Consider the following 22,648-nt stretch of genomic DNA (forward strand, 5'->3'; position numbering starts at 1 on the left):
CCCGCCTGGACGATGCCGACCTGCGTGCGGAAACCCGCATCGACGGCGAGGTGGTCGGTACCGGCGGTGCCACCCTGCTGCCCGGTGGCCTGCGTACCGCCTATGCCTTCGCCCTGGGCCGGTCGGCGCAGCGCGGGCGGCCGTTGAAGGCCGGCGACCTGATCGCCAGCGGCAACGCCACCGGCATCCACGACATTGCCGTAGGCCAACAGGCACTGATCCGTTTCGCCGGTTACGGCGACATTACCTGCAGGGCCATCGCTGCCGGGTAACCGAGCAGCCATGGACAGTCCGCTTGGGAGGGCGCAGATGTTCACTCGCAGAAGTTTCCTTGGCACCGGTCTGGGCGCGCTTGCCGTGCCTGCGCTGGCAGCCTGTTCGCGGTCAACCAGCAACGCGCCGGCCGGTGCGCAGCTGCTGACCGCCACCGACGTCCACGTCGCCGACTACCCCACCGTGACCGCGGTGAAGTGGATCGGCCAGCAGCTGGAACACAAGACCGGCGGCCGCCTGAAGCTGCGCCAGTACCACTCCGGCCAGCTCGGCCGTGAGTCCGAGGCGATCGACATGGCGCGCTTCGGTGCCATCGACATCACCCGGGTCTACTCCGGTGCGCTCAACAACGCCTTTCCGCTGACCCAGGCACTGTGCCTGCCTTACGTGTTCGAGTCGGTGGCGCACATGCGTCGCGCGCTGGACGGCGGCATCGCCGACGCGGTGCTGAAGGGCTTCGAGACCCGCGACCTGGTCGGCCTGGCCATCTACGATTCCGGCGCGCGCTGCTTCTACAACACCAAGCACCCCATCGTGGAGCCCAAGGACCTGCACGGTCTGAAGCTGCGCGTGGCGTCCTCGGACATCTTCATCCAGCTGATGCGCCTGCTGGGCGCCAACCCGACCCCGATGTCGCTGGGCGACACCTTCTCGGGCATGGAAACGCACATGATCGACGGTGCGGAAAACAACATGCGCAGCTTCCATTCCAGCCGTCATTTCGAGGCCGCGCACTACTGGTCGCAGAGCGACCATTCCTACGCGCCGGACGTGCTGCTGATGTCGCGGCAGAGCCTGGAGGCGCTCACCCCGGCCGACCGCGCGCTGGTGATCGAGACCGCGCGTGAATCGGTCACGGTGATGCGCGAGCAGTGGGACGCCTCGGAAAACACCGCCCGCCAGGCCGTGGCCGACTTCGGCATCACGTTCAACGCCGTGGACATGCCGGCCTTCCGCAAGGCCGCCGACCCGCTCCTGCAGCAGTACCTGCAGCAGCCGGCGCTGGCCGCGCTTACCCGTCGCATCCGCGACTTCGCCTGAGGCCCCGACGCGATGTCCGACCCGACTTCCGAAACCCCCGTCATCGTCAGCGCGCCGCAGCGCGTGCTCAACGTGATCGCCGACGTGGCCATCCATATCGCCGTCATCGCCCTGCTCGGGCTGGTGGTGGTGCAGGGCTGGCAGGTGTTCGCGCGCTACGTCATCAACGATTCGCCCAGCTGGACCGAGCCGGTCACGCTGCTGCTGCTGGCCACGGCGATGAGCCTGGGCGCGGCCACCGGCGTGCATACCCGCCGCCACTTCGGCTTCTTCCTGCTGGCCGCGCACATGGGCCCGGGCCTGCGCCGCGCGGTGGACGTGTTCGCCGCGCTGGTGGTGGCCGTGCTCGGTGCCGTGATTGCCTGGTGGGCCGCGGTGCTGCTGCTGGACGGCCTGGACATCAAGGCCGCCGGCGCCAACCTGCCGCAGAGCATCAACTACCTGCCGCTGTCCATTGGCGGCGCACTGATGGCGATCTTCGCCGTGAACCAGATGGTGCAGGCCGTGCTGCCCGTCGACGCCGACACCGTTGCCGAGGGAGACCGCTGAGCCATGGGTATCACGATCCTGTTTACCGTTTTTGCGGTACTGCTGCTGCTGGGCGTGCCGGTGGCCTATGCGTTGGCCGCGGCCGCCCTGGCCACGCTGTGGTACCTCGACCTGCCTACCCTGGTGCTGGTCCAGCAGATCTCGGCCGGTACCGGTTCGGCCTCGCTGATCGCCATTCCCTTGTTCATCTTCGCCGGTGAAATCATGATGCGCGGCGGCATCTCCGAACGCCTGATTTCGCTGGCCTCGTCGCTGGTGGGGCGCATGCGCGGTGGCCTGGGCCAGGTGTCGATCCTGTCCTCGCTGTTCTTCGGTGGCGTGTCCGGTTCGGCCATCGCCGATGTCTCGGCAGTGGGCGGCACGATGATTCCGCAGATGGTCAAGCGCGGCTACGACCGCGACTTCGCGGTCAACGTGAGCATCACCGCCGCGCTGGTGGCACTGCTGGTGCCGCCGTCGCACAACCTGATCCTGTTCTCGGCCGCGGCCGGCGGCGGGCTGTCGATCGCCGACCTGTTCGCGGCCGGTATCGTGCCGGCGCTGTTGATGACCGTGGCGCTGATGATCACCGGTTACGTGGTCGCGCGCCGTCGTGGTTATGGCGTGGAAATCTTCCCCGGCTGGCGCGCGGTGCTGCTGCGGCTGGTGTCGGCCCTGCCCGGCCTGGGGCTGGTGGCGCTGATCTTCATCGGTATCCGCGCGGGCATCTTCACCGCGGTGGAAAGCGCGGCCATCGCCGTGGTCTACGCGCTGCTGGTGACCACCGTGCTGTACCGCCAGCTCAACTGGCGCGAGTTCATGGGCACGGTGACCCATGCGGCGCGCAGCACCGGCGTGATCCTGTTCGTGATCGCCACTGCGGCGGTGTTCGGCTGGCTGTTGGCGTACCTGGAAGTGCCGGCGGCGGCGGTGGATTTCCTGCAGTCCTTCGCGCACAGCCAGTTCATGGTGCTGCTGATGATCGTGGTGATGCTGTTGCTGCTGGGTACCTTCATGGACCTGGCGCCGATGATCCTGATCTGCACGCCGATCTTCCTGCCGGTGGCCAAGGCCTATGGCATCGATCCGATCCACTTCGGCCTGGTGCTGGTGCTGACCGGTGGCCTGGGCCTGGTGACGCCGCCGGTGGGCTCGGTGCTGTTCATCGGTACCGCGATCGGCAAGATCAGCGTGGGCGAGAGCATGCGCTCGATCTGGCCGTTCTGGTTCGCCGCACTTGGCGTGCTGCTGATCGTCACCTTCTTCCCGGAACTGTCGCTGTGGCTGCCCGCCCTGCTGCGCGCGTAAGCGTGCGGCGGCTCGCGGTCCTGCTGTGGATCGCCCTGCCCTGCGCCGCGCTGGCGCAGGGCCCGGAGATCACGCTGCGCGGCTTCCAGGACGGCATCAACCACTGGCAGAGCGGGCACGGCACCACCTACCCGCGCTACCGCCCGGACCAGTACCGGCAGATCGCCGACAACCTGGTGCTCCTGCAGCGACGCGGCGGTGGCTGGGCGGTCAACCAGGACCCGCAGCGGATTCTCCACGACACCGCCCGTGCGCAGGTGCTGGCAGATCAGGCCACGCCCGGGGGCAGCTTCGACAACCGCAACGTCTACACCCAGGTGGCTTACCTGGGCGAAGCGTTCGCGCGCAGCGGGGACGTACGCTATCGCGACGCGGCCGTGCGCGGGCTGGACTTCATCCTTGCCGAGCAGATCGACAGCTGTGGCGGCTGGCCGCATTCGGTGCCATCGCGCACCGCGTACCACGGCCACATCCCCTTCGCCGACGACGTCACCAGCGGCGTGCTGACCACGCTGCGGCGGGTGCTGCGCGAGCCGCTGTTCGGTTTCATCAGTGCCGGACAGCGGGCCCGCGTGCAGGCCGCCGTGGCCGCCGGCGATGCCTGCCTGCTGCGCCTGCAGGTGCGCCAGGACGGCGTGCCCACGGTCTGGGCCGGGCAGTACGACCGCACCACCCTGCAGCCCGCACAGGGCCGGAAATTCGAACTGCCGGCCCTGGTCACCGACGAGAGTGTGGGCGTGGTGCGCTACCTGATGTCGATCCCGGATCCGTCGCCGACGGTGGTCGCCTCGGTCAACGCCGCCATGGCGTGGTTCCAGGCGCATGCGTTGACCGGCTGGCGGCTGGAGACCTTCGAGACGACCCCGGCGCAGTTCCAGTTCCATCGCACCACCGTCGACCGCCGCCTGGTCGCCGATGCCGGCGCGCCGCTGCTGTGGGGGCGCTTCCACGACCTGCACGACAGTTCGGTGCTGCTGGCCAACCGCGAGGGCGAACGGGTGGCCCGTTTCGATGCGATTCCGCGCGAGCGCCGCACCGGCTACCACTGGTACGGCACCTGGCCGCAGGCCCTGATCACCACCGACTACCCGCGCTGGCAACAGCGCACTGCCGGGACCCGGGCGCGCTGAGCGCGGCCGACCCACGCCATGTTCAAGGGAGACACACGATGCGTTTGAGGACGACCCTGGCCAGCTTCGCCACCGCCTGCCTGCTGCTGGCGGGCGCCGGCCACGCCGCCGAGCCTTCCACCGCCTGGAATCGCGGGATCGAGAACCAGCGCCAGGCCGACCTCGGCAATGGCACCTTCCTCAACCCGGTGTTCGCCGGTGACCGGCCGGACCCCTCGGTGCTCAAGGATGGGCAGGACTACTACCTCACCCTGTCCTCGTTCGATGCCTACCCTGGCCTGCCGATCTGGCACTCGCGCGACCTGGTCAACTGGCAGCCGCTGGGCCATGCCATCACCCGGAACGTGGGGGCGATCTGGGCGCCGGACATCGTCAAGCACGGCAGCCGCTACTACATCTATTTCCCGGCCCGTACCGGCGAAACCCGCAGCAACTTCGTGGTCTGGGCCGACAGCATCAAGGGCCCCTGGAGCGAGCCGATCGACATCGGGCTGGGGGCGTATATCGACCCGGGCCACGCGGTGGGCGAAGACGGCAAGCGCTATCTGTTCCTCAGCGGCGGCGACTACGTGCAGCTGGCCGACGACGGGTTGAGCGTGGTCGGCACGCCCAGGCACGTATACGACGGCTGGAAATACCCGGAGAGCTGGGACGTGGAGGCCTACGCGCAGGAAGGCCCGAAGATCAATTTCCGCGATGGCTGGTACTACATGACCACTGCCGTGGGCGGTACCGCCGGCCCGCCCACCGGGCACATGGTGATCACCGCCCGCTCGCGCTCGATCCACGGCCCGTGGGTGAACGCGCCCAACAACCCGATCATGCGCACCCGGTCGGCCGCCGAGCCGTGGTGGTCGCGCGGCCATGCCACCGTCATCGAGGGCACCGACGGGCGCTGGTGGATGATGTACCACGGCTACGAGAACGGGTACTGGACGCTGGGCCGCCAGGCCCTGCTGGAGCCGATCGAATGGACCGCCGATGGCTGGTTCGTGGCCAAGGGCGGCGACCTCGGGCAGCCGCTGGCCAAGCCCTCGGGCACCTCGGTGGGCCAGCACGGCATGGCGCTGTCGGATGACTTCCGTGGCACGCGCCTGGGCCCGCAGTGGTCGTTCTTCAACCCGGCCCAGGACGAGTACGCGCGGCTGGACTTCACCGGCAAGGGCCTGGTGCTGCAGGGCAAGGGCGAGACCCCCCGCGACAGCTCGCCGCTGACCGCCATCGCCGGCGACACGGCCTACCAGTTCGAGGTCGAGATGCACGTCGCCCCGGGCGCGGTGGGCGGTGCCCTGCTCTACTACAGCGACCGCCTGTACGTGGGGGTGGGCAGCAACGGCGAGAAGTTCATCATGCACCGCTACGGCGAGGAGCGCCCCACCCGGCTGGCGCCGAGTACCCAGGGGGGCACGCTGTGGCTGCGGGTCACCAACAACCGCCACATCGTCACCTTCCATTCCAGCACCGATGGCAAAACCTGGCAGAAGTACCCGGTTCAGATGGAAGTCTCCGGCTACCATCACAATGTGGCGGGCAAGTTCCTGGCCCTGAAGCCGGCCCTGTACGCCGCCGGCCAGGGCAAGGTGGAGTTCCGCAACTTCCGCTACCGCGCTCTCGATTGAGCTGCCCGCTAGAATCCCCTGACTCATCCCCGGTTTGAACGACATGTCATTGCGCAGCAAAACCGATCCGTCGCCGCACGGATTGACCAAAGGCAAGGCCGCCACGATCAACGACATCGCGCGCCTGTCCGGGGTGTCCAAGAAGACCGTCTCGCGCATCATCAACAACTCGCCGCTGGTGCGCAAAGACACCCGCGACAAGGTGGAAGCGCTGATGCGCGAGGTGGGCTACACGCCGGATCCGCTGGCGCGTGGCCTGGCGTTCCGGCGCTCGTTCCTGATCGGCATGGTGTACGACAACCCCACCGCGCAGTACATCGTGGACATGCAGTACGGCGCGCTGGACGCGCTGCGTGGCTCCAGTTTCGAACTGGTGGTGCACCCCTGCGACTCGCGCAGCCCCGGCTACATCGAAGGCGTGCGTCGCTTCGTGCAGCAGCAGAAACTGCACGGCGTGATCCTGGTGCCGCGTGCGTCCGAAGACCAGGCGCTGGTGGACATGCTCGATGAGATCGGCGTCCGCTTCACCCGCATCGCCTCGCTGCCACTGGACGACACCTCGCAGATGGTCGTCACCCACGACCGCGACGGCGCCGCCGAAGCGGCCGACTACCTGCTCTCGCTGGGCCATCGCGACATCGCGCTGGTCACCGGCCCGAGCGCCTACCGCTCGGCGCACGAGCGCACGGCCGGCTTCATCGATGCGCTGGCCAAGCGCGGCATCGAGCTGCCCCCGGCGCGCATCGTCGAGGCCGGCTACACCTTTGAATCGGGCGTGGCCGCCGCCGAAAAGCTGCTGCTGGGCAAGCAGCGCCCCACCGCCATCTTCACCGGCAACGATGAAATGGCGGCCGGCATCTACAAGGTCGCGCTGCGCGCCGGCATCAACATCCCGCGCCAGCTGTCGATCATCGGCTACGACGACAGCCCGCTGGCCTCGCGCCTGTGGCCGTCGCTGACCTCGGTGCGCCGCCACACCCGCGACACCGGGCGTACCGCCGCGGCCATGCTGATCCAGCCCGACGGCCAGGCCGCGCTGCAGATCGCCAGCGTGCGCCCGCACCTGATCGTGCGCGACTCCTGCCAACCGCCCGAGGATTGAGACCCCGAGGGGGCAACCCTCGGCAGGCCCGACCGTTGGTCGTGACGCTTCCCTTGTGGTGCCGCCTTCCGTCCTGACCCGGCCCCGGGCCGCCCGGCGATATCGTGCAACGCAAAATGACACCGGTTTACCAACTCGCTACACTTTGACCAAATCGCGCCGGGGCCGACCTGCTGCCCCACCCCTGCTCTGGAGACGCCATGTACTGCAAGACCCACTACGCCACCCATCCCGACGCCATCAAGGGCGCCAGCAATGACGACCTGCGCGAGCTGTACCTGCTCGACGGCCTGTTCAACGCCGATGCGGTGACGCTGAAGTACACCCACTACGAGCGCTTCGTGCTCGGCGGTGCGGCCCCGGTCAACGGCCCGCTGTCGCTGCCCACGCAGACCGAGCCGGTGTCGGCCGCCGGCCATCCGTTCCTGGAGCGTCGCGAACTGGGCATCATCAACGTCGGCGCCGGCAGCGGCACCGTCACCGTGGACGGCACCGTGTTCAAGCTCGGCCCGAAGGACGGCCTGTACGTGGCCATGGGCAGCGTGGACGTGGTGTTCGCCTCCGACGCCGCCGCCACCCCGGCGCAGTTCTACCTGGCCTCCACGCCGGCGCACGCGCGCTTTGAGACCAAGCAGCTGTCGATCAAGGACGCCGTGGCGCTGGATCGCGGCGCGCTGGAAACCAGCAACGAACGCACCATCTACCAGTACATCGTGCCGGCCACCTGCCAGTCCTCGCAGCTGCTGCTGGGCCTGACCGTGCTCAAGCCCGGCAGCGTCTGGAACACCATGCCGCCGCACCTGCACGACCGCCGCAGCGAAGTCTATTTCTACTTCGACCTCGGCCAGAACGACCGCGTGTACCACTTCATGGGCGAGCCCGACGCGCAGCGCCACATCGTCATCCAGAACAACGAAGCGGTGGTGTCCCCGCCGTGGTCGATCCACATGGGCGCCGGCACCAGCAACTACGCCTTCATCTGGGCGATGGGCGGCGAAAACCTGGATTACACCGACATGCACGTGCTGGACATCTGCCAGCTCAAGTGACCCCCGCACGCCGCCCGCATCGCGCGGGCGGCGTCTGTGCCGCATTGGAAAAGGACCGCATACGCAATGGCTAATCCGTTCAGTCTGGAAGGCAAGGTCGCCCTGGTCACCGGTGGCAACACCGGCCTGGGGCAGGGTATCGCCGTGGCACTGGCGCAGGCCGGTGCCGACGTCGCCGTGGCCGGCATCCAGCCGCCCACCGAGACCATCGCCGCCATCACCGCGCTGGGCCGTCGCTGCCTGGCCATCGAAGCCAACCTGATCAGCATCGAGCCGGTCGAGCGGGTCATCCGCGAAACCATCGAAGGCCTGGGTGGCCTGGATATCCTGGTCAACAACGCCGGCCTGATCCGTCGTGCCGACGCGGTGGACTTCAGCGAGCAGGACTGGGACGACGTGATGAACGTCAACATCAAGTCCGCGTTCTTCATCTCGCAGGCCGCCGGCCGGCATTTCATCGCCCAAGGCCGCGGCAAGATCATCAACATCGCCTCGATGCTGTCCTTCCAGGGCGGCATCCGCGTGCCGTCGTACACGGCCAGCAAGAGCGGCATCGCCGGCATCACCCGCTTGCTGGCCAACGAGTGGGCCAGCAAGGGCATCAACGTCAACGCGATCGCCCCGGGCTACATGGCCACCGACAACACCGCCGCGCTGCGCGCCGACGAGGACCGCAACAAGTCCATCCTCGACCGCATCCCGGCCGCGCGCTGGGGCACCCCGGAAGACCTGGGCGGCACGGCCGTGTTCCTGGCGTCCAGCGCCTCGGATTACGTCAACGGCGCCGTGCTGCCGGTTGATGGCGGCTGGCTCGCCCGGTAACACCATCGCGCCGCGCTGGCGCACCCACGATCTGCGCTGCAGATCGTGGGCCCCAGGCAATCGTTACCTCCAGCGCCCACCGCTTCGCGGTCGCCCCTGACCCAGGGGGCGTTCCCCCAGATGCACGCCGGTAGTGCCGGCCGCTGGCCGGCAGCTCTCCACCCAGGAGCATGACCATGTTGCGTTTGCTGCTGTCCCTGTCGCTGCTGCTCGCGGCCCCCGGCGCGCTATGCGCCCCGCACCGCGTCTTCATCGCCGGTGATTCCACCGCCGCCGAATACGGCCCGGAACGCGCGCCACAGGCGGGCTGGGGCCAGGCATTGCAGAGCTATCTCGATCCCACCGTGTGGGAGGTCCGCAACCACGCCAAGGGCGGCCGCAGCACGCGCAGCTTCATCGACGAAAAACGACTGGACGCGATTACGGCGGAGCTCCAGCGCGGCGACGTGCTGCTGATCCAGTTCGGCCACAACGACGCCAAGTTTGAAGACCCCACGCGCTACACCGATCCTGCCGTTGCGTACCCGCAGTTCCTGCTGCGCTACGTGCAGCTGGCCCGCGACAAAGGCGCCACGCCGGTGCTGATCACCCCGGTGGCACGGCTGCTGTACGACTTCGGCTCACTGCTGGACACCCACGCGCTGTACACCCAGGCCATGAAACAGGTGGCCACGCGTGAGCAGGTGGCGCTGATCGACCTCAACGACAGCTCCACGCGCTGGATCCGCGCGTTGGGCGAGCAGGGCGCGCGGCCGTACTTCCTGTTCGTGCCCGACCAGAACAAGGCCGACGGCACCCACTTCAGTACCGCCGGTGCGAACGCTGTCGCGTGCCTGGTCGTGCGCGACTGGGTTGCGTTGCAGCCCACGCTGAAACCCGCGCTCAAACGCGATATCGATTGCGAGGTACGCAATGCAGGGCAGGGCGCGGATGCCTCGAAACCCTCGCGCGTGGTGCACGAGCGCGACATCGCGATCACCCAGCCCGGCCCGCATGGCGGCGCCGGCCCCACCACCGCCTACCCGTTCTTCGCCAACGACACCGACCTGCCGTTCGTGCTGCGCAAGCGCGTGCTGCACAAGGGCGCCGGTATCGGCCTGCACCCGCAGCACAAGGATGAGATCTACTACATCGTCAGCGGGCGCGGCAGCTACGTGCTGGACGGCAGACAGCATGACGTGGCGGCAGGCGACGCGCTGCTGACGCGTACCGGCAGCCTGCACGCGCTGCAGCAGGTGGGCGACGATGACCTGGTGGTGCTGCTGGCCTATCCCCGGTAGGTACCGACCGTTGGTCGGCACCGGCCCTGCCTACTGCGCGTGGCCCTCGCACGGTTCCGGCCCGAAATGCAGCAGGCCGAACCTGGCCAGGTCCTCGGGGCGCGCGTAGTACGCCTCTTCAAACTGCTCCAGCGCGTCCTGCTCCTCGGGCGTCATGGCCTCGTACAGATCGCTCAACTCCGTCACCGCCGGATCATCCTCAAGGCGATCCAGCAGCCCACGCATGCCGGCCAGCGCCGCATGCGTCTGGACCGCACCGATGGCACGCAGCCCCTGCAGCGCCAGCTGGCAGGTGGGGTCGCCCCAGTTGCAGAGGAACTGCATGAAGCCACCGTTGTTGATGTCCGCTTCCATCCGCCAGAGCGCCACCAGTTGCTGGTCCTGCGCCGACAGCGCGTCCAGCGTCCAGTCCAGGGCATGCAGACGCTGCATCGCCCCTTCGTAGCGCGCATCCCAGAGCAGGTCCAGCACGTTGACCATGCCGCTAGCCGACGCTGGCCACAGCGCCGGCCAGTTCGCGCCGAGGCCATCGTCGGTCAATACCCACTGCGCACGTTTCTTCGCCGACGCTTTCTCCAGCCGCGGATTGCGCGTGAGGAATTCACCCACCTGCGCGCCGTTGGCCAGTTGCAGGTGCACGTGGGTGGCGTCGAAGTGGATGGACTGGATGCGGAAGGCGGACAGGGGCATGGCGGTGGAAAGCGGCAAGAGCAGGGCCGAAGACCATAGCAGGCCATGGCCGCACACCAATTCCAACAACGGGTAGAGCCAACCGTTGGTCGCCTGCTCCATCTACACGGCGCCCGCCGCGACGCCGCGCGAACGGCAGCCAACCAACCGTCGGCGCTACCGATCAGACGTCGCCGCCGTCTTCCCAGCCTTCGCCGGTGCCCTTCTGGAACACCGTGTCGCCGTCCTGCACGTCGCCGGCCGGCAGATGCTCCTTGGCTTCCAGCGCTGCGTAGATCGGGGTGAAGTCCGGCGCGGTCGCTTCCATCAACTGCTCGAAACTGTCGATGACGAAGTACGTCTTCTGGAAGGTGTCGATGCGGTAGCGGGTCCGCATGATCCGCTCCAGGTCGAAGCCGATGCGGTTGGGCGCGGCCGACTCCAACGAGTACAGCGATTCGCCCTTGGACGACACGATGCCGGCGCCGTAGATGCGCAGGCCTTCGTCGGTGTTGATCAGGCCGAACTCCACCGTGTACCAGTACAGGCGGGTGAGGTGCTGCAGCGCTTCGGGGCCGATCGCATGCGCCTTGACGCCACCGCGGCCGTAGGCGGCCATGTAGTCGGCAAACACCGGGTTCATCAGCAGCGGCACGTGCCCGAACAGGTCATGGAACATGTCCGGTTCGGCGATGTAGTCGATCTGGTCGGGCCGGCGGATCCACCAGGTCACCGGGAAGCGGCGATTGGCCAGGTGGTCGAAGAAATCCAGTTCCGGCAGCAGCCCTTCCACGCCCACCAGCGTCCAGCCGGTCGCGGCGCCCAGCACCTCGTTGAGCTGGTCGAAGCGCGGAATCATGTGCGCGCTCATGCCCATCTCGTCCTGCGCGTGCAGGAACTCCTTGCTGGCACGCCCTTCCAGCAGCGCACGCTGGCGCTGGTACAGCGTGCTCCAGGTGGCGTGGTCGTCGGCGGTGTAGGTGTCCCAGGGCTGTTCCACGATCGCGGTGGTATACACCGGCACGTAACCCTTGTCGGTCTGCTGGTGTTCGACGCGGCGCGGGGCGGTGGCGGTTTCCATCGTGGTGGTCTCCTGGGAAGTCATGTGACGATGCTAGGGCAGGGGGCGCGCAAGAGGATTGCAAAGTTGCGCGGATATGCCCAACTGGCGCAATATCGTTGCGTCCACCTCATGTTGCGGAGCAGCAATGGCCGGAGAACCCCAGTTCGACCGCACGGATCTGCGCCTGTTGGCTGAAATCCAGCAGCACGGCCGTGCCACCAACGCCGAACTGGCCGCCCGGGTGAATCTGTCCCCGTCGGCCTGCCTGCGCCGCGTGCAGCGCCTGGAGAACGAAGGCGTGATCGCCGGCTACGGCGCGCGGCTGGAACCCCGGCGCATCGGCCTGGGCCTGCAGGCCTTCGTCCGCGTGCAGCTGGAAAAGCATGATCAGCACGCCATCGGCGTGTTCGCCGACAGCGTGGTGGAGTGGGATGAAGTGGTCGCCTGCCACGCGCTCACCGGCGACATGGACTACCTGCTGCACATCTACGTGCGCGACCTGGAGCACTTCTCCAGTTTCCTGCTCGACAAACTGCTCAACGCCGCCGGCGTGGCCGACGTCAACTCCAGCTTCGTGCTGCGCACGGTGAAGGATTTCCGCGCGCTGCCGTTGTCGCAGCTGGAATAACGCGGATCGCAAACGCAATCACCCCGTAGAGCCGACCGTTGGTCGGCTGTGAGCCACGTCCCATTGCTCAACATGGGTATTGGATTCGTCCTGATCCGACTAAAGACGCTGCGCCCTTGCGTGCGCAGCGTTTGACGCCTCGTGGCTCTCGTTCGCTGACGTAATTGCCTCTGTAAACCCTGGCAGCTGACCACGCACCATGCGCCCGTGCGTCAGGGGAGAGAGCGAATGAGCAGGGATGCTGGCGAGTCGGCAGGGCAACCGACATGGACAGTTCAATGACCGCCGCCTTGATGGCGGCCATGCGGGCAGGTGACGCCCGCCGGTTCCTGCGCCTGCACACGGCGCTGGGCACTGGCGCATTGGTGGCCGAAACATTCGATGGCATCGAGCAGATCGATGGCGCGGGGTTTCAATGGTCAATCACCGCACTGTCGCTGGAGGCCGGGCTCCCACTGGATGGGCTGATCGGTCAACCGGCGCTGTTGCAGCTGGAGCTGGCCACCAGCAACCTGCGCTCTTTTCATGGACGCATCACCGCTGCCGAACGCGTCGGCAGCAACGGCGGCCTGGCCCGCTATCGCCTGCGTTTGCAGCCGTGGTTGGCGTTCCTGGGCCAGCGGGTGGACAGCTACGTGTTCCACGACGCCAGCGTGGTCGATATTGTCGAGAACGTATTTGCCGACTACAGCAGTCTTCTCCCGGCATGGCGCTGGGACCTGACCAACCGCAGCCTGTACGCCAGGCGCAGCCTGACCACGCAGTACCAGGAAACCGACCTGGCCTTCGTGCAGCGCCTGCTGGCCGAAGAGGGCATCTACTACTGGTTCGAGCATGCAGGCGACCCGGGCAGCGAGTCGTTTGGCGCCCATACCCTGGTGCTGGCAGACCATCAGCATGCGGCCGCGCAGCTGGGGTCGGTTCGCTTCCATCGTGGGGATGCTTCCGAACGCACTGACAGCGTGCAGCAGTGGTCGGTGTCGAAACGTTGGTGTACTGCGAAGGTGACCCGCACTACGTGGGACCATCGCAGTCTTGAACTGCGGCACGCCAGCGCCGAAGCCCTGACGCCCTATGAGGGCATCGGCGAGGACGCCGACACCTGCGGCCCATACGGCTGGCAGGACAACGCCCGTGGCCAGCGTCGCGCGCAGCAGCACCTGGATGCGCTGCGAGTTCGCGCCCACACGATTGACGGGCAGGGCAAGTGGCGCCAGCTCACGCCCGGGGCGCAGTTCCAGCTGGGGCAGCATCCGGGCGTGGACGCGGGCACCGCGTTCCTGTGCCTGTCGGTGCAGCATCAGGCGCGCAACAACTTCGAGGCCGATGTGTTCGATGCACTGGAGCAGCAGCTTGGGCCGGCCGCGCAGGCGCCGCTCAGCCTGCCGGGCGCCTTGACGGGATCGTCCGTGGGCAACACCGCGCCGGACCTCACCACCACCCTCTACGACAACCGCTTCGTCGCCATCCCGGCCGACGTGGTGTACCGCCCGCAGACCGAAGACGGCCACGGCACGCGTCTGCATCCGCGCCCGTCGATCACCGGCACGCTCAGCGCCATCGTGGTCAGCGACGGCGAGCCGCTGCAGTCCGACCGCGACCACCGCATCAAGGTGCAGTTCCCGTGGCAGCGCGGTGGCTCATCGAGCACCGGCTTGGCCCATCCCGGTGGTGACGACAACGCCCCGGCCAATGGTGGAGCCTGGACCTGGGTGCGGGTGATGACCCCCTGGGCCGGTGACAACTGGGGCGGCGTGGTGCTGCCCCGTCGTGGCCAGGAAGTACTGGTGGCCTTCCTCGAGGGTGACATCGACCGCCCGGTCGTGGTCGGCGCGGTCTACAACGGCCGCGGCCAGACCGATGCCGCCCACAACCAGGTCGCCAGCGGCGGTGCCAACGCCACCGGCAATGCACCGGCCTGGTTCGACGGCAATGAACATGCCGCCGTCTACACCGGCTTCAAAAGCCAGGCACTGGCCGACAGCCAGGGCGGGCAGGGCGGTTACCAGCAAATGCGCCTGGACGACACGCCTGGCCAGGGCCGCGCGCAGCTGTCCACCACCCAGCATTCAACTACGCTCACCCTGGGCCACCTGAAGGGTGGCGAAGACAATGTGCGCGACACCGAGCGCGGCTTCGGCGCGGAGCTTTCCACGCAGGCCTTCGGCTCGCTTCGCGCAGGGCAAGGGTTGCTGCTCAGCACCGAGCCGGGCGAACCCCAGCTGGCCGCCAACCAGGCTTTGACCCAGCTGCAGGAAAGCGCGGAGCTATTGCAACACCTCAACGAATCGGCGGTGAACCAGCAGGCGCAACTCCCCGAGGAACCCACCAAGTTGCAGGCCCACGACGCCTTGGAGCAGCTGCAGGAAAGCCTGCGCGCTACCCAGAGCGGCAGCGCGGCGGGCAGCATCAGCGGCGGCGACGGCGATGCCCCGGGCTGGGACAAGCCGGTGCTGATGGGCAGCGGCGTCGCCGGTGTGATGAGCCTGACCCCGGCCGACCAGGTCTGGGTGAGTGGCACGCACACCACGCTGGCTTCAGGCGTGGCGCTGAACTGGCTCAGCCAGGGCTCGATCACGATGGCCGTAGCCGGTGGGCTGGTCCTGTACACCGCTGGTGCCGAGCCGAAACCGGAGAGTCCGAACCAGGAACGTGGGATTGCGCTGCACGCCGCGCAGGGCAAGGTCAGTGCGCGCGCGCACAAGAACCAGGCAATCCTGGCCGCCAAGACCAACGTGAAGATCGCCAGTACCCAGGCCGATGTGCAGCTCTCGGCGCCGAGCAAGCACCTGCTTGCGACGGCGGCCGGGGCTTACATCCGGATCGAAGGCGACAACATCGAGCTGGGCGCGCCGGGGAAGGTGGAGTTCAAGGGCACCCAGCGCGAGTGGACCGGGCCTAGCGCAGCGACGCTGAGCTCAGACCATAGCGATGGGCAGCCGGGCGGCTGCGATTACAAGGACAGTGCCGGATGAGAGAAATCAACATTGCTGTCCAATCGGCGGGGCGAGGTGAAGCACATCTGATCGCAGACACCTGCTATCTGCTAAGCAGGCCCACGTCACTCCAAAGCGATCTGTATGTCTTACTAGATGCAACGGTCGGGCTGAGCTCAGTATTTGGCGCAGAAACAGCGGCTGAACATTTCTCGATAAGGATCGATGGATACCGCAATGCACCTCTTCGTCTGGTCAAAATCGAGCGCAAGAACGAACAGGTCTTGCAGGAGTCCGTATCGCTCTACCGGGCCGCAAGAAAGAGGAGGTCCAGGTCGCAGGTGATCGCGTGGATCAGGTCGTCAACAACTACTGAGTGCCTCAAGGGAGCTTTGGGGAGGGTGATAGACAACGAAAGACGCATGGGATCAGGCGACCCTATGAGAGTCTTCGACTCCAAGTCCGTGCCGCACTGGCCCTACGCGATGTCACGTCAGCAAGTGCAGTTTGTGAATCGATCACTCTCTGGACTGGCCTTCCTGGACTTCCAGGCAGACTTGCAGTGGTTGTGCATGGATAGTAGACCCGAGCAAGCAGTAGAACGGTCGATACGAAAATGCTTCAACTACGAAAGGGTGCAGTTGATCAATGAGACGCTTGAGACCTTGCGTAAACTCGATGTACTCGAAGTCAGTATCGAAAAGGCCCACCGTTTTGCCCAGTCCATAATGAGCAGACCGTGCCGAATGAACATCTTGGACAGGGTGATCCTTCTTGCTCACGCGCTCATACTCGACTGCGACTTTCATACGTCACCGAGCATATCCGCGCTCCTCAATGGAAAGGCTGGTATGGGTAACTCATTGATCCAAACCCTTGGTAGGTTGGGGCCGGAAGAGCTTGATCGAATCAGAGATACGCTAATCATGAAGCATGGAGCAGGCTGATATGACGTGGATGAAGAACAGAATTGTGGAGGCGGCCGTCAACTCAGCATCACCCTGCGAGCAAGGAGCCTGCAAGAATTGTGACAAGCCGGGTCTGCTCATCCATCCATTCCGTTACTCCGCGTTCTTTAGCGAAGACCCATACGTTATGGACATGGTTCCGAAACTCGGACCAAGCGCAGGAGAGTCTTTGCCGGAATTGAAGACCTCGAAGTATGCGATCAGGATGATGCGGGAAGGTTACATATACATAGTGCTGGACCGCGGCGGATTTCGTCACTTGGACAGCTACTACGTTCGACCCAGTGGACGTCTGATGCGTTTTCGAGGTGAGCCGCCGGATAGGAAGACATCGGACATCGCCTGTAAACGGATGGCAGGATCGGCCAATGCACTCATGGTGGCTATTGAATCGCCCGAAGAGGTCAGCATGTCGTACTGGCTCTTCACGCCCGACCCTCTCTCTGAGAGCAAGGAAGCCGACCTCATCGAGCAAGCGCCCGCCTTGCTTGCTAATGGTTCTCTACAGGGGTTTAGCCCACAACAATGGATGAATCAGCAAGGGACTCAAGAGTTCGCGATCTCGCCACGAGCGATGTCATCCTTTGTCCTTGAGTACATGGCGACGACAGACATCAATAGCATCGCCAAACTCCGAGAACCGATGGTCGCAGCATTGAATGAACAACCCTTCCCCGCCCTTTGCGACTCGCAAGAGCCTCGGCCCGCACCGCAGTTTTCAGGGCGGCCTGGTGGACCCTATCGATCGAAGCTCGATGAATCTCTGAGTGTCCTGAAAGATGCACTGCAGCTTATGCAAAGCACTGGTGGGGTCGGAATCGCTCTACAGGATGCGATTGGGATTACCCAAGAGCTCAATGCATGGCGTAACCGCGCCATGGAGGGCGTTGAGGAGTGGATGCACGTTGTCGACAAGAATGGTGTCGACAATGAATGGAAGTATTTGGCCGCACACCAGTATGCGGAGCTCAGAGACGGTGTGCTCGAAAATCGCCTCAAGGTGGCGACAGATTGGGCGGTTACGGTCAGCAATGCACCATACGACCAAACCGAGCGGGAGCTTGAGGAGCTAAAAAGAAAAGGTGGATTCATTGACCCAGGCCCGACCATAGCCATCGTTCGGGCGGCGCGCGAAGCAGACATATTCGGACAGCGGAAAAGATCGATCGAGGAAGCGCATGCGCTGACCACGGCTCAATTCGCCAAGACAGAATCGCTTTTGGATGGAGAGCAGGCAAGTATCCTGAACGAGTTCAACGTGTTGGCGGCGCCTTGCGAGCAGAAAATGCGCGAACGAGCGCCTGATCATCTGGCATGGTTGACGAGTCCGATGCTGAAGTTGGCATTGCGCAGCTACGATCAAGAGGATCTTGAAAGGGGGTGGGCCTTCGCGGTGCAGGTAGGTATGGCAATGTCCGGCATGGAGTCAGATGAGAGCTCGCGCCTGGTTCTGGACGGGTGGTGGAAGAATTTGCAGCTATTGGACGAGGGAGAGGATCAGATCGCTGAAGGGAATCTCGCCTGGCGAATATACTCGCTCAACCACCTCCCGCTGGCGAAGCAACTGCACCAAGCACTGGAGTTATCAAGACGCGAACACCGGTCGGTAGATGGCTGGAAGATCGCTGCGTCCGCACAGGAGTTCACATCCAAAGCGCTGGAGCTCTTTGACAAATCGAATGCTGCACTCCGTGCATGCGAAGATGCAGGACAAGTGACGTGGTTCAAGCGTAGTCTGCTTGGTGTACTGATGAGCTGGTACGCACAGCTTGGACGAGTGGCATACAACACAGCGACCAACACGGTGGTTGACCAAGCACTGATGAGGCTGCTAGTGAGAGCAATGCAGCTTCGAATGGGTTCGTATGCTCAGCAATTTCCGGTCGCGGAGTTCCATGCAAGCTCGGCCGGCAATGGCATGTCAGCCTACTGGCGAGGACAGATGAATCGGTTCATTCGCGAGGGCATCGAAAGAGAGTTGGCAAAGGGGCGTTCTGGTAGCGCCTACCAAGGGCGTGTCTTAGCAATGGCTACTCTATTCGAATCTGTGAATCTCATCATCAAAGGGAAGAGCATATTCAAAGATGATGCCACCGCCCGCGAGGGCGCCGAGTTCATTGCTTCGGGTATGGCGCTTACTGGGGGGGTCATTGCCATTTTTGAAGAAGGGGCGAACTGGGTCGCAAACAACTTCAATAGGGGAGCGCAAACATACGCGTACTCGCGGGTATGGGGGGGGCGACTTGGTTTGTATGGTGGGGCTTTAGCCGGTACGGCAGGACTGCTCGGTGCGGTGCTCGATGGGTCTTCCGCTCATGATAGCTACCGCCGGGAACACCAGATTCTTTCGCTGGCCTATGCGTCCAGAGGCGTAGTCGCAGCGTCTGCGGCCGCAATCGGCGCAACAATCTCCTTTGCCGGTTCGGCCCCATTTCTACGGGTAATGCTGGGACGTGCGCGGGATCCACTTCTACGCATCATGCTGACGCATGCAAGCGGCTTGGCAGCTCGATTGCTCGCGCGCGAAGCAGTAATCCTAATGTTGAGGACGTGGGGCGCGCGTATGGGGTGGGCCGCTGCGGCACTCACAGTCCTTATAATTGTCTTGAGCCCAACGGATCTTGAAGAATGGTGCGACAGGAGTGTTTTCAGGAAAGACAAAAGTAGGCGGCAATATCGGAGCTCAGCGGAAGAACTTCTTGCGATCTTTCAACTTACAAAGCAGGGCGCGTAAGACGATGTACCTTTTGGAAATGATCTATTGGGAATCGAAAATAACCTGTTTTGATGAGGAGTCAAAAGAGAATATTCGCATTTCAGCGGCAGAGGGCAATTCACAAATTCTGGCGGCCTTGAATATAGCCCCTCACGATGGGCAGGCAATATTCGCAGTCAACGAGAGATTCATGGATGTACAGGCTGCCTGGCAGGAGGATCGGCGAGGCGTAGTCGCATTCATATTCATTGGATTGATGTATTTTCTTCAATACCAGATATTTTTCAATCTAGTTCTCCCGGGCATCGGGAGCATCTCTTCGGGCATCGGCCCTATGGGATATCCCCTCACTACCGAGGGATATATATTCGCTCCCCTTTCTATCCTTGTTTGGCTTGCGGCCAACATTGTTCTGTTCCGATTCGGCTGGCGCTGGATTCGCTTGGAGATCTTCACTCAGCGACGGCTTGTGATTCGCTTTAACAGACTCACCCGGCAGGTGCACATAAATCGTCCCTCCTACGCCGGCGGAATCGTGACATTTCCCTGGGAGTCTACCGTTGCGGATATAAGCGGCGGTGACAAGGGCTCGCGTCTTGGCGATGGCGTGCTCGCACTAGTCTGGCCAGCGCGTTACAGCGGTGCAGGTTTCGACGATTTTAGTCTGGTCGGCGGCACTCTGTCAGACCGCGATAGGGCTGAAGCACTATGGGAATACATCCGGCGTTACATGGAGGAGGGCATCAATGCCGTTCCTAGTCCTACCAGACTTCGTTCGATGTTTCCTTGGCCATGGGATTCTGTTCGATCAACTTTGAGTTTTATGAAGCCTTCTTGGCACAACGGTGACAAGGGGATGGTGCTCACATTCGCGCTTCTGCTCTCGCCCTTGCTGCTAATGCACAGCATCTGCCATTGGCTTTCGCTGCTTCTGTGCTGGCCTACATGGTGGCCCAAGGCCATTCGTCGCGCCGGACTGCCCGGTGCGCCCGTGCCGAAGCTGACCACTGCAGATGACTACGGCCCGGAGATGGCCGCGAAGCTCAGAGCGTCGGCGCTCAAGGTCGTCGACAACAACAGTGCTTCATCAGGACCCTAGCTTCGCTTTGGGTGAGATGGCTAGAGCGCACCTTCTCACTGCAAATGAAGGACGGATCTACAGGGAAGGTATAACTCGACCATCAACGGCGGAAGGCCAGTTTTGTGAAAGAAATTGTTGCAAAGGAGCCTGTTGAGTTGGTTGACTTCTCATCCCCTGTTCGCGGGCGGGAGGGGGTCATGTACCCATTGAAACACTGGCGTCCAGAGGAGGTGGATTTCGACTTTGTCATGGACATCGGTGAGAGAGAGCTAGTTGTTGCGCCTAACCTGACAATGCTCTCTGGAGCCAAGGGGGGCGCTCTCTGGATGATTGGTGTCATTTTACTAGTTGATGCTGTTTTTATGCACATAATGATCAAGTTCATTGCGCTGCATAATGACTACGTAGCAGCCGCGATACCTGGTGCGTTTATCTGCATAAGCATTCCATTTTGTATATGGATACTAAGTTCCATCAGATACAAAAGTCGTATTGAGCCAGTGCTGTTCAATCGGGAAGACGGGACGGTAAAGCACTACGGTGCTGACCGCGTCACAACGTTGGATTGGGCAAATCTGAAGCCTTTCATACGCATAGTGCGGGCCGTTGGAACCGCAGGTGGTGCTCAGGTGCAACTGCTCATCCTCGCAGAGTTTGATAGCACCTCGCGCAGGGTTGGAAGGGAGGTTGTAGTGGGCCGAGGGGACGTTGTCAGTGCTGGTTCGCTGAGATACGGGTTCTTCGAGGCATACATGGGCAAAACTCTTGAAGCGCTACCCGCATTCCGACTGGCGTCGCTTCATATGAGCTGGATGCAGCGCATCGCGTCAAGCATCTGGATGGTTCCCGCGTTGGGTGCCAGCTGGCTTGGGGAGAGGCCTTGGTCAGGCTGGACCGCGCTGGGCACTATCATCAACACCGTTATTGCGCTTCCTCTGCTGGCTGCTGAGATTGTGGCTGCAAAGATCTCGCTTGGACCCCGCGGTGAAGCGGCGTTGGGGCCTTGGAAAAAAACGATTCGCAGCGCTTCCGGAGGACTCCAAGCTGCGGACACTCGCGCGTCATCGCGGTGGCATGTTCGCACCGGCCAGACGCTGGCTGTTCGCTTCGATAGCGATTGGATGTGTGTTCTGGCTGGCGGTAGGTGCGTTCTGGGTGATGCTGATCACCTCTAAAACGTCCTAGAACCATTTGCAGCATGTTGAGAACCATGACGCATGCCGCGATTAAGACATCGGGTACGCGGTACTGGTTGCACCGTCCGAGCGTCATTCAATGGCATCTGTCGGAACCGGCACTTTGCCGCGGGGTCCAACGGATTGAACGCGGCGAGCGGCAGTGCAGCGTAGGCAGGAGCCTGCGCCATTGCCTCGTTTTGGAGGGGAGCAGCCGGGCAGAGCCCGGCGCTACAGAACCTTGATCAGCACTTTTCCTTGCGCCCCATCAGCCGGCCCACGCGCGACGGTTCATCGCACTTGGGCTTCGGCGGCGGCGGCGCTACCGCGGCCGCACGGGCCCGCTGCAGCTGCTGCACCTTCGCGCGGATCTGCGGCATCGCCGCCATTGCCGCTTTCTCGCCTTCCAGGATCGCGTAGCCACGCTGGCTGAAATCGGCCGCGCCGATCTCCAGCACCTTGGGGCGGATGATGATGTCCGCGCGCGCCAGCTCCTGCTCGCCCAGGCGCTGGCCCATGATCGAGATGGACTGGTTGACGATGCCCAGCATGCCGGTCGGTGACTTGCCGCTGGCCTTGCTGGAGATGTCCACGGCGATGACGAAGTCGGCGCCCAGCTGGCGCGCGGCGTCCACCGGCACCGGGCTGACCACGCCGCCGTCGACGAAGCTGTTCTTGCCGATCTTCACCGGCTCGAACACGCCGGGGATGCTGCTGGAGGCACGCACCGCCTGGCCCACGTTGCCGCGCACGAACACGGCGCGGTCGCCGGTGTCCAGGTTGGTGGCCACGGCGGCGAACGGCTTCTGCAGTTTTTCGGCGGGGCGGTTGCCCACCTGTGCGTTCACGTAGTCCTGCAGCTTCTGGCCCTGCACCAGGCCGCCGGAGAACAGGCGCACGTCGCGGATGCTGGCTTCATCCAGCGCCACGGCCTTGGACTGCATCTGGAAAGCGTCCATGCCGCTGGCGTACAACGCGCCGACCACGCTGCCGGCGCTGGTGCCGGACACCACCACCGGCTCGAAGCCGTTGGCTTCCAGCATCTTGATCACGCCGATATGCGCAAAGCCCTTGGCGGCGCCGCCGCCGAGGGCGATGCCGATCTTGACCGGCTTGGCCTGCACCACCGGGGTGGCGACCGGCGGCGGGTTCGGGCGCACGGGGTCACCGCCGCAGCCGGCGAGCAGGCCGAGAGCGGCAACAGACAGCGTCAGGCGAATACGGTGCAGTGATTTCATCGGCGTGGCAGAAAGTGAATGG

Annotated in this window: 18 protein-coding genes and 1 pseudogene; 16 read left to right on the plus strand and 3 right to left on the minus strand. The window is 64.2% G+C overall.

Annotated features, from left to right (window positions below; translation table 11 throughout):
* From DBR34_RS00920 to DBR34_RS00965, 10 genes and pseudogenes are all read left to right on the plus strand, one after another.
* A pseudogene (locus DBR34_RS00920) lies at window positions 1-272 on the plus strand (2-keto-4-pentenoate hydratase); the annotation flags it as partial.
* 37 nt (window positions 273-309) lie between these two features.
* Window positions 310-1,314: a TRAP transporter substrate-binding protein gene (locus tag DBR34_RS00925; protein ID WP_128095336.1), complete on the plus strand. Its 1,005-nt coding sequence runs from the start codon at window positions 310-312 to the stop codon at window positions 1,312-1,314.
* Between the two features lie 12 nt (window positions 1,315-1,326).
* Complete coding sequence (locus DBR34_RS00930) at window positions 1,327-1,863, plus strand: TRAP transporter small permease (protein ID WP_128095337.1); 537 nt, start codon at window positions 1,327-1,329, stop codon at window positions 1,861-1,863.
* A gap of 3 nt (window positions 1,864-1,866) precedes the next feature.
* A complete protein-coding gene (locus DBR34_RS00935; protein ID WP_128095338.1) occupies window positions 1,867-3,150 on the plus strand; it encodes a TRAP transporter large permease in 1,284 nt (427 codons plus the stop codon).
* Window positions 3,123-4,280 (plus strand): pectate lyase, encoded by a 1,158-nt coding sequence (gene pelA / locus DBR34_RS00940; RefSeq protein WP_128095339.1) that lies wholly within the window; start codon window positions 3,123-3,125, stop codon window positions 4,278-4,280. The genes DBR34_RS00935 and pelA overlap by 28 nt, the downstream gene beginning before the upstream one ends.
* A gap of 38 nt (window positions 4,281-4,318) precedes the next feature.
* Window positions 4,319-5,899 (plus strand): family 43 glycosylhydrolase, encoded by a 1,581-nt coding sequence (locus tag DBR34_RS00945; protein WP_128095340.1) that lies wholly within the window; start codon window positions 4,319-4,321, stop codon window positions 5,897-5,899.
* 43 nt (window positions 5,900-5,942) lie between these two features.
* A complete protein-coding gene (locus DBR34_RS00950) occupies window positions 5,943-7,001 on the plus strand; it encodes a LacI family DNA-binding transcriptional regulator (protein ID WP_128095341.1) in 1,059 nt (352 codons plus the stop codon).
* Between the two features lie 200 nt (window positions 7,002-7,201).
* A complete protein-coding gene (kduI, locus tag DBR34_RS00955) occupies window positions 7,202-8,050 on the plus strand; it encodes a 5-dehydro-4-deoxy-D-glucuronate isomerase (RefSeq protein WP_128095342.1) in 849 nt (282 codons plus the stop codon).
* 66 nt (window positions 8,051-8,116) lie between these two features.
* Complete coding sequence (kduD, locus tag DBR34_RS00960) at window positions 8,117-8,872, plus strand: 2-dehydro-3-deoxy-D-gluconate 5-dehydrogenase KduD (RefSeq protein WP_128095343.1); 756 nt, start codon at window positions 8,117-8,119, stop codon at window positions 8,870-8,872.
* Window positions 8,873-9,048: 176 nt separating this feature from the next.
* Window positions 9,049-10,152 (plus strand): GDSL-type esterase/lipase family protein, encoded by a 1,104-nt coding sequence (locus DBR34_RS00965; protein WP_128095344.1) that lies wholly within the window; start codon window positions 9,049-9,051, stop codon window positions 10,150-10,152.
* A gap of 30 nt (window positions 10,153-10,182) precedes the next feature.
* Here DBR34_RS00965 and DBR34_RS00970 read toward each other — a convergent pair whose 3' ends face one another.
* Entirely contained in the window at window positions 10,183-10,842 is a 660-nt protein-coding gene (locus DBR34_RS00970) for a DUF4375 domain-containing protein (protein WP_128095345.1), read from the minus strand.
* 163 nt (window positions 10,843-11,005) lie between these two features.
* Complete coding sequence (gene phhA, locus DBR34_RS00975; protein WP_128095351.1) at window positions 11,006-11,902, minus strand: phenylalanine 4-monooxygenase; 897 nt, start codon at window positions 11,900-11,902, stop codon at window positions 11,006-11,008.
* A gap of 127 nt (window positions 11,903-12,029) precedes the next feature.
* On the opposite strand from phhA, the gene DBR34_RS00980 reads away from it, so the two are divergent.
* From DBR34_RS00980 to DBR34_RS01005, 6 genes are all read left to right on the plus strand, one after another.
* Window positions 12,030-12,512, plus strand: coding sequence for an Lrp/AsnC family transcriptional regulator (locus tag DBR34_RS00980; protein ID WP_038691453.1), 483 nt, complete (start codon window positions 12,030-12,032; stop codon window positions 12,510-12,512).
* A 278-nt stretch (window positions 12,513-12,790) separates the two neighbouring features.
* Window positions 12,791-15,487, plus strand: coding sequence for a type VI secretion system Vgr family protein (tssI, locus tag DBR34_RS00985; protein WP_258223603.1), 2,697 nt, complete (start codon window positions 12,791-12,793; stop codon window positions 15,485-15,487).
* Window positions 15,484-16,395, plus strand: a complete 912-nt coding sequence (locus DBR34_RS00990) for a hypothetical protein (RefSeq protein WP_128095347.1) — start codon at window positions 15,484-15,486, stop codon at window positions 16,393-16,395. Before tssI ends, DBR34_RS00990 begins: the two co-directional genes overlap by 4 nt.
* Window position 16,396: 1 nt before the next feature.
* Window positions 16,397-19,150 carry a T6SS effector BTH_I2691 family protein gene (locus DBR34_RS21190; RefSeq protein WP_181393866.1) on the plus strand — a complete coding sequence of 918 codons (2,754 nt, stop codon included), beginning with the start codon at window positions 16,397-16,399 and terminating at the stop codon, window positions 19,148-19,150.
* A 19-nt stretch (window positions 19,151-19,169) separates the two neighbouring features.
* Complete coding sequence (locus DBR34_RS01000; RefSeq protein WP_128095348.1) at window positions 19,170-20,231, plus strand: DUF6708 domain-containing protein; 1,062 nt, start codon at window positions 19,170-19,172, stop codon at window positions 20,229-20,231.
* A gap of 104 nt (window positions 20,232-20,335) precedes the next feature.
* On the plus strand, window positions 20,336-21,388 hold the full coding sequence (locus tag DBR34_RS01005; protein ID WP_128095349.1) for a hypothetical protein: 1,053 nt from the start codon (window positions 20,336-20,338) through the stop codon (window positions 21,386-21,388).
* A gap of 245 nt (window positions 21,389-21,633) precedes the next feature.
* On the opposite strand, the gene DBR34_RS01010 is transcribed toward DBR34_RS01005, so the two are convergent.
* Window positions 21,634-22,626, minus strand: coding sequence for a patatin-like phospholipase family protein (locus DBR34_RS01010; protein WP_128095350.1), 993 nt, complete (start codon window positions 22,624-22,626; stop codon window positions 21,634-21,636).
* Between the last annotated feature and the right edge of the window lie 22 nt (window positions 22,627-22,648).

It is taken from the genome of Stenotrophomonas sp. HMWF003 (assembly GCF_003061285.1).
GTDB classification, from domain to species: domain Bacteria; phylum Pseudomonadota; class Gammaproteobacteria; order Xanthomonadales; family Xanthomonadaceae; genus Stenotrophomonas; species Stenotrophomonas maltophilia_AP.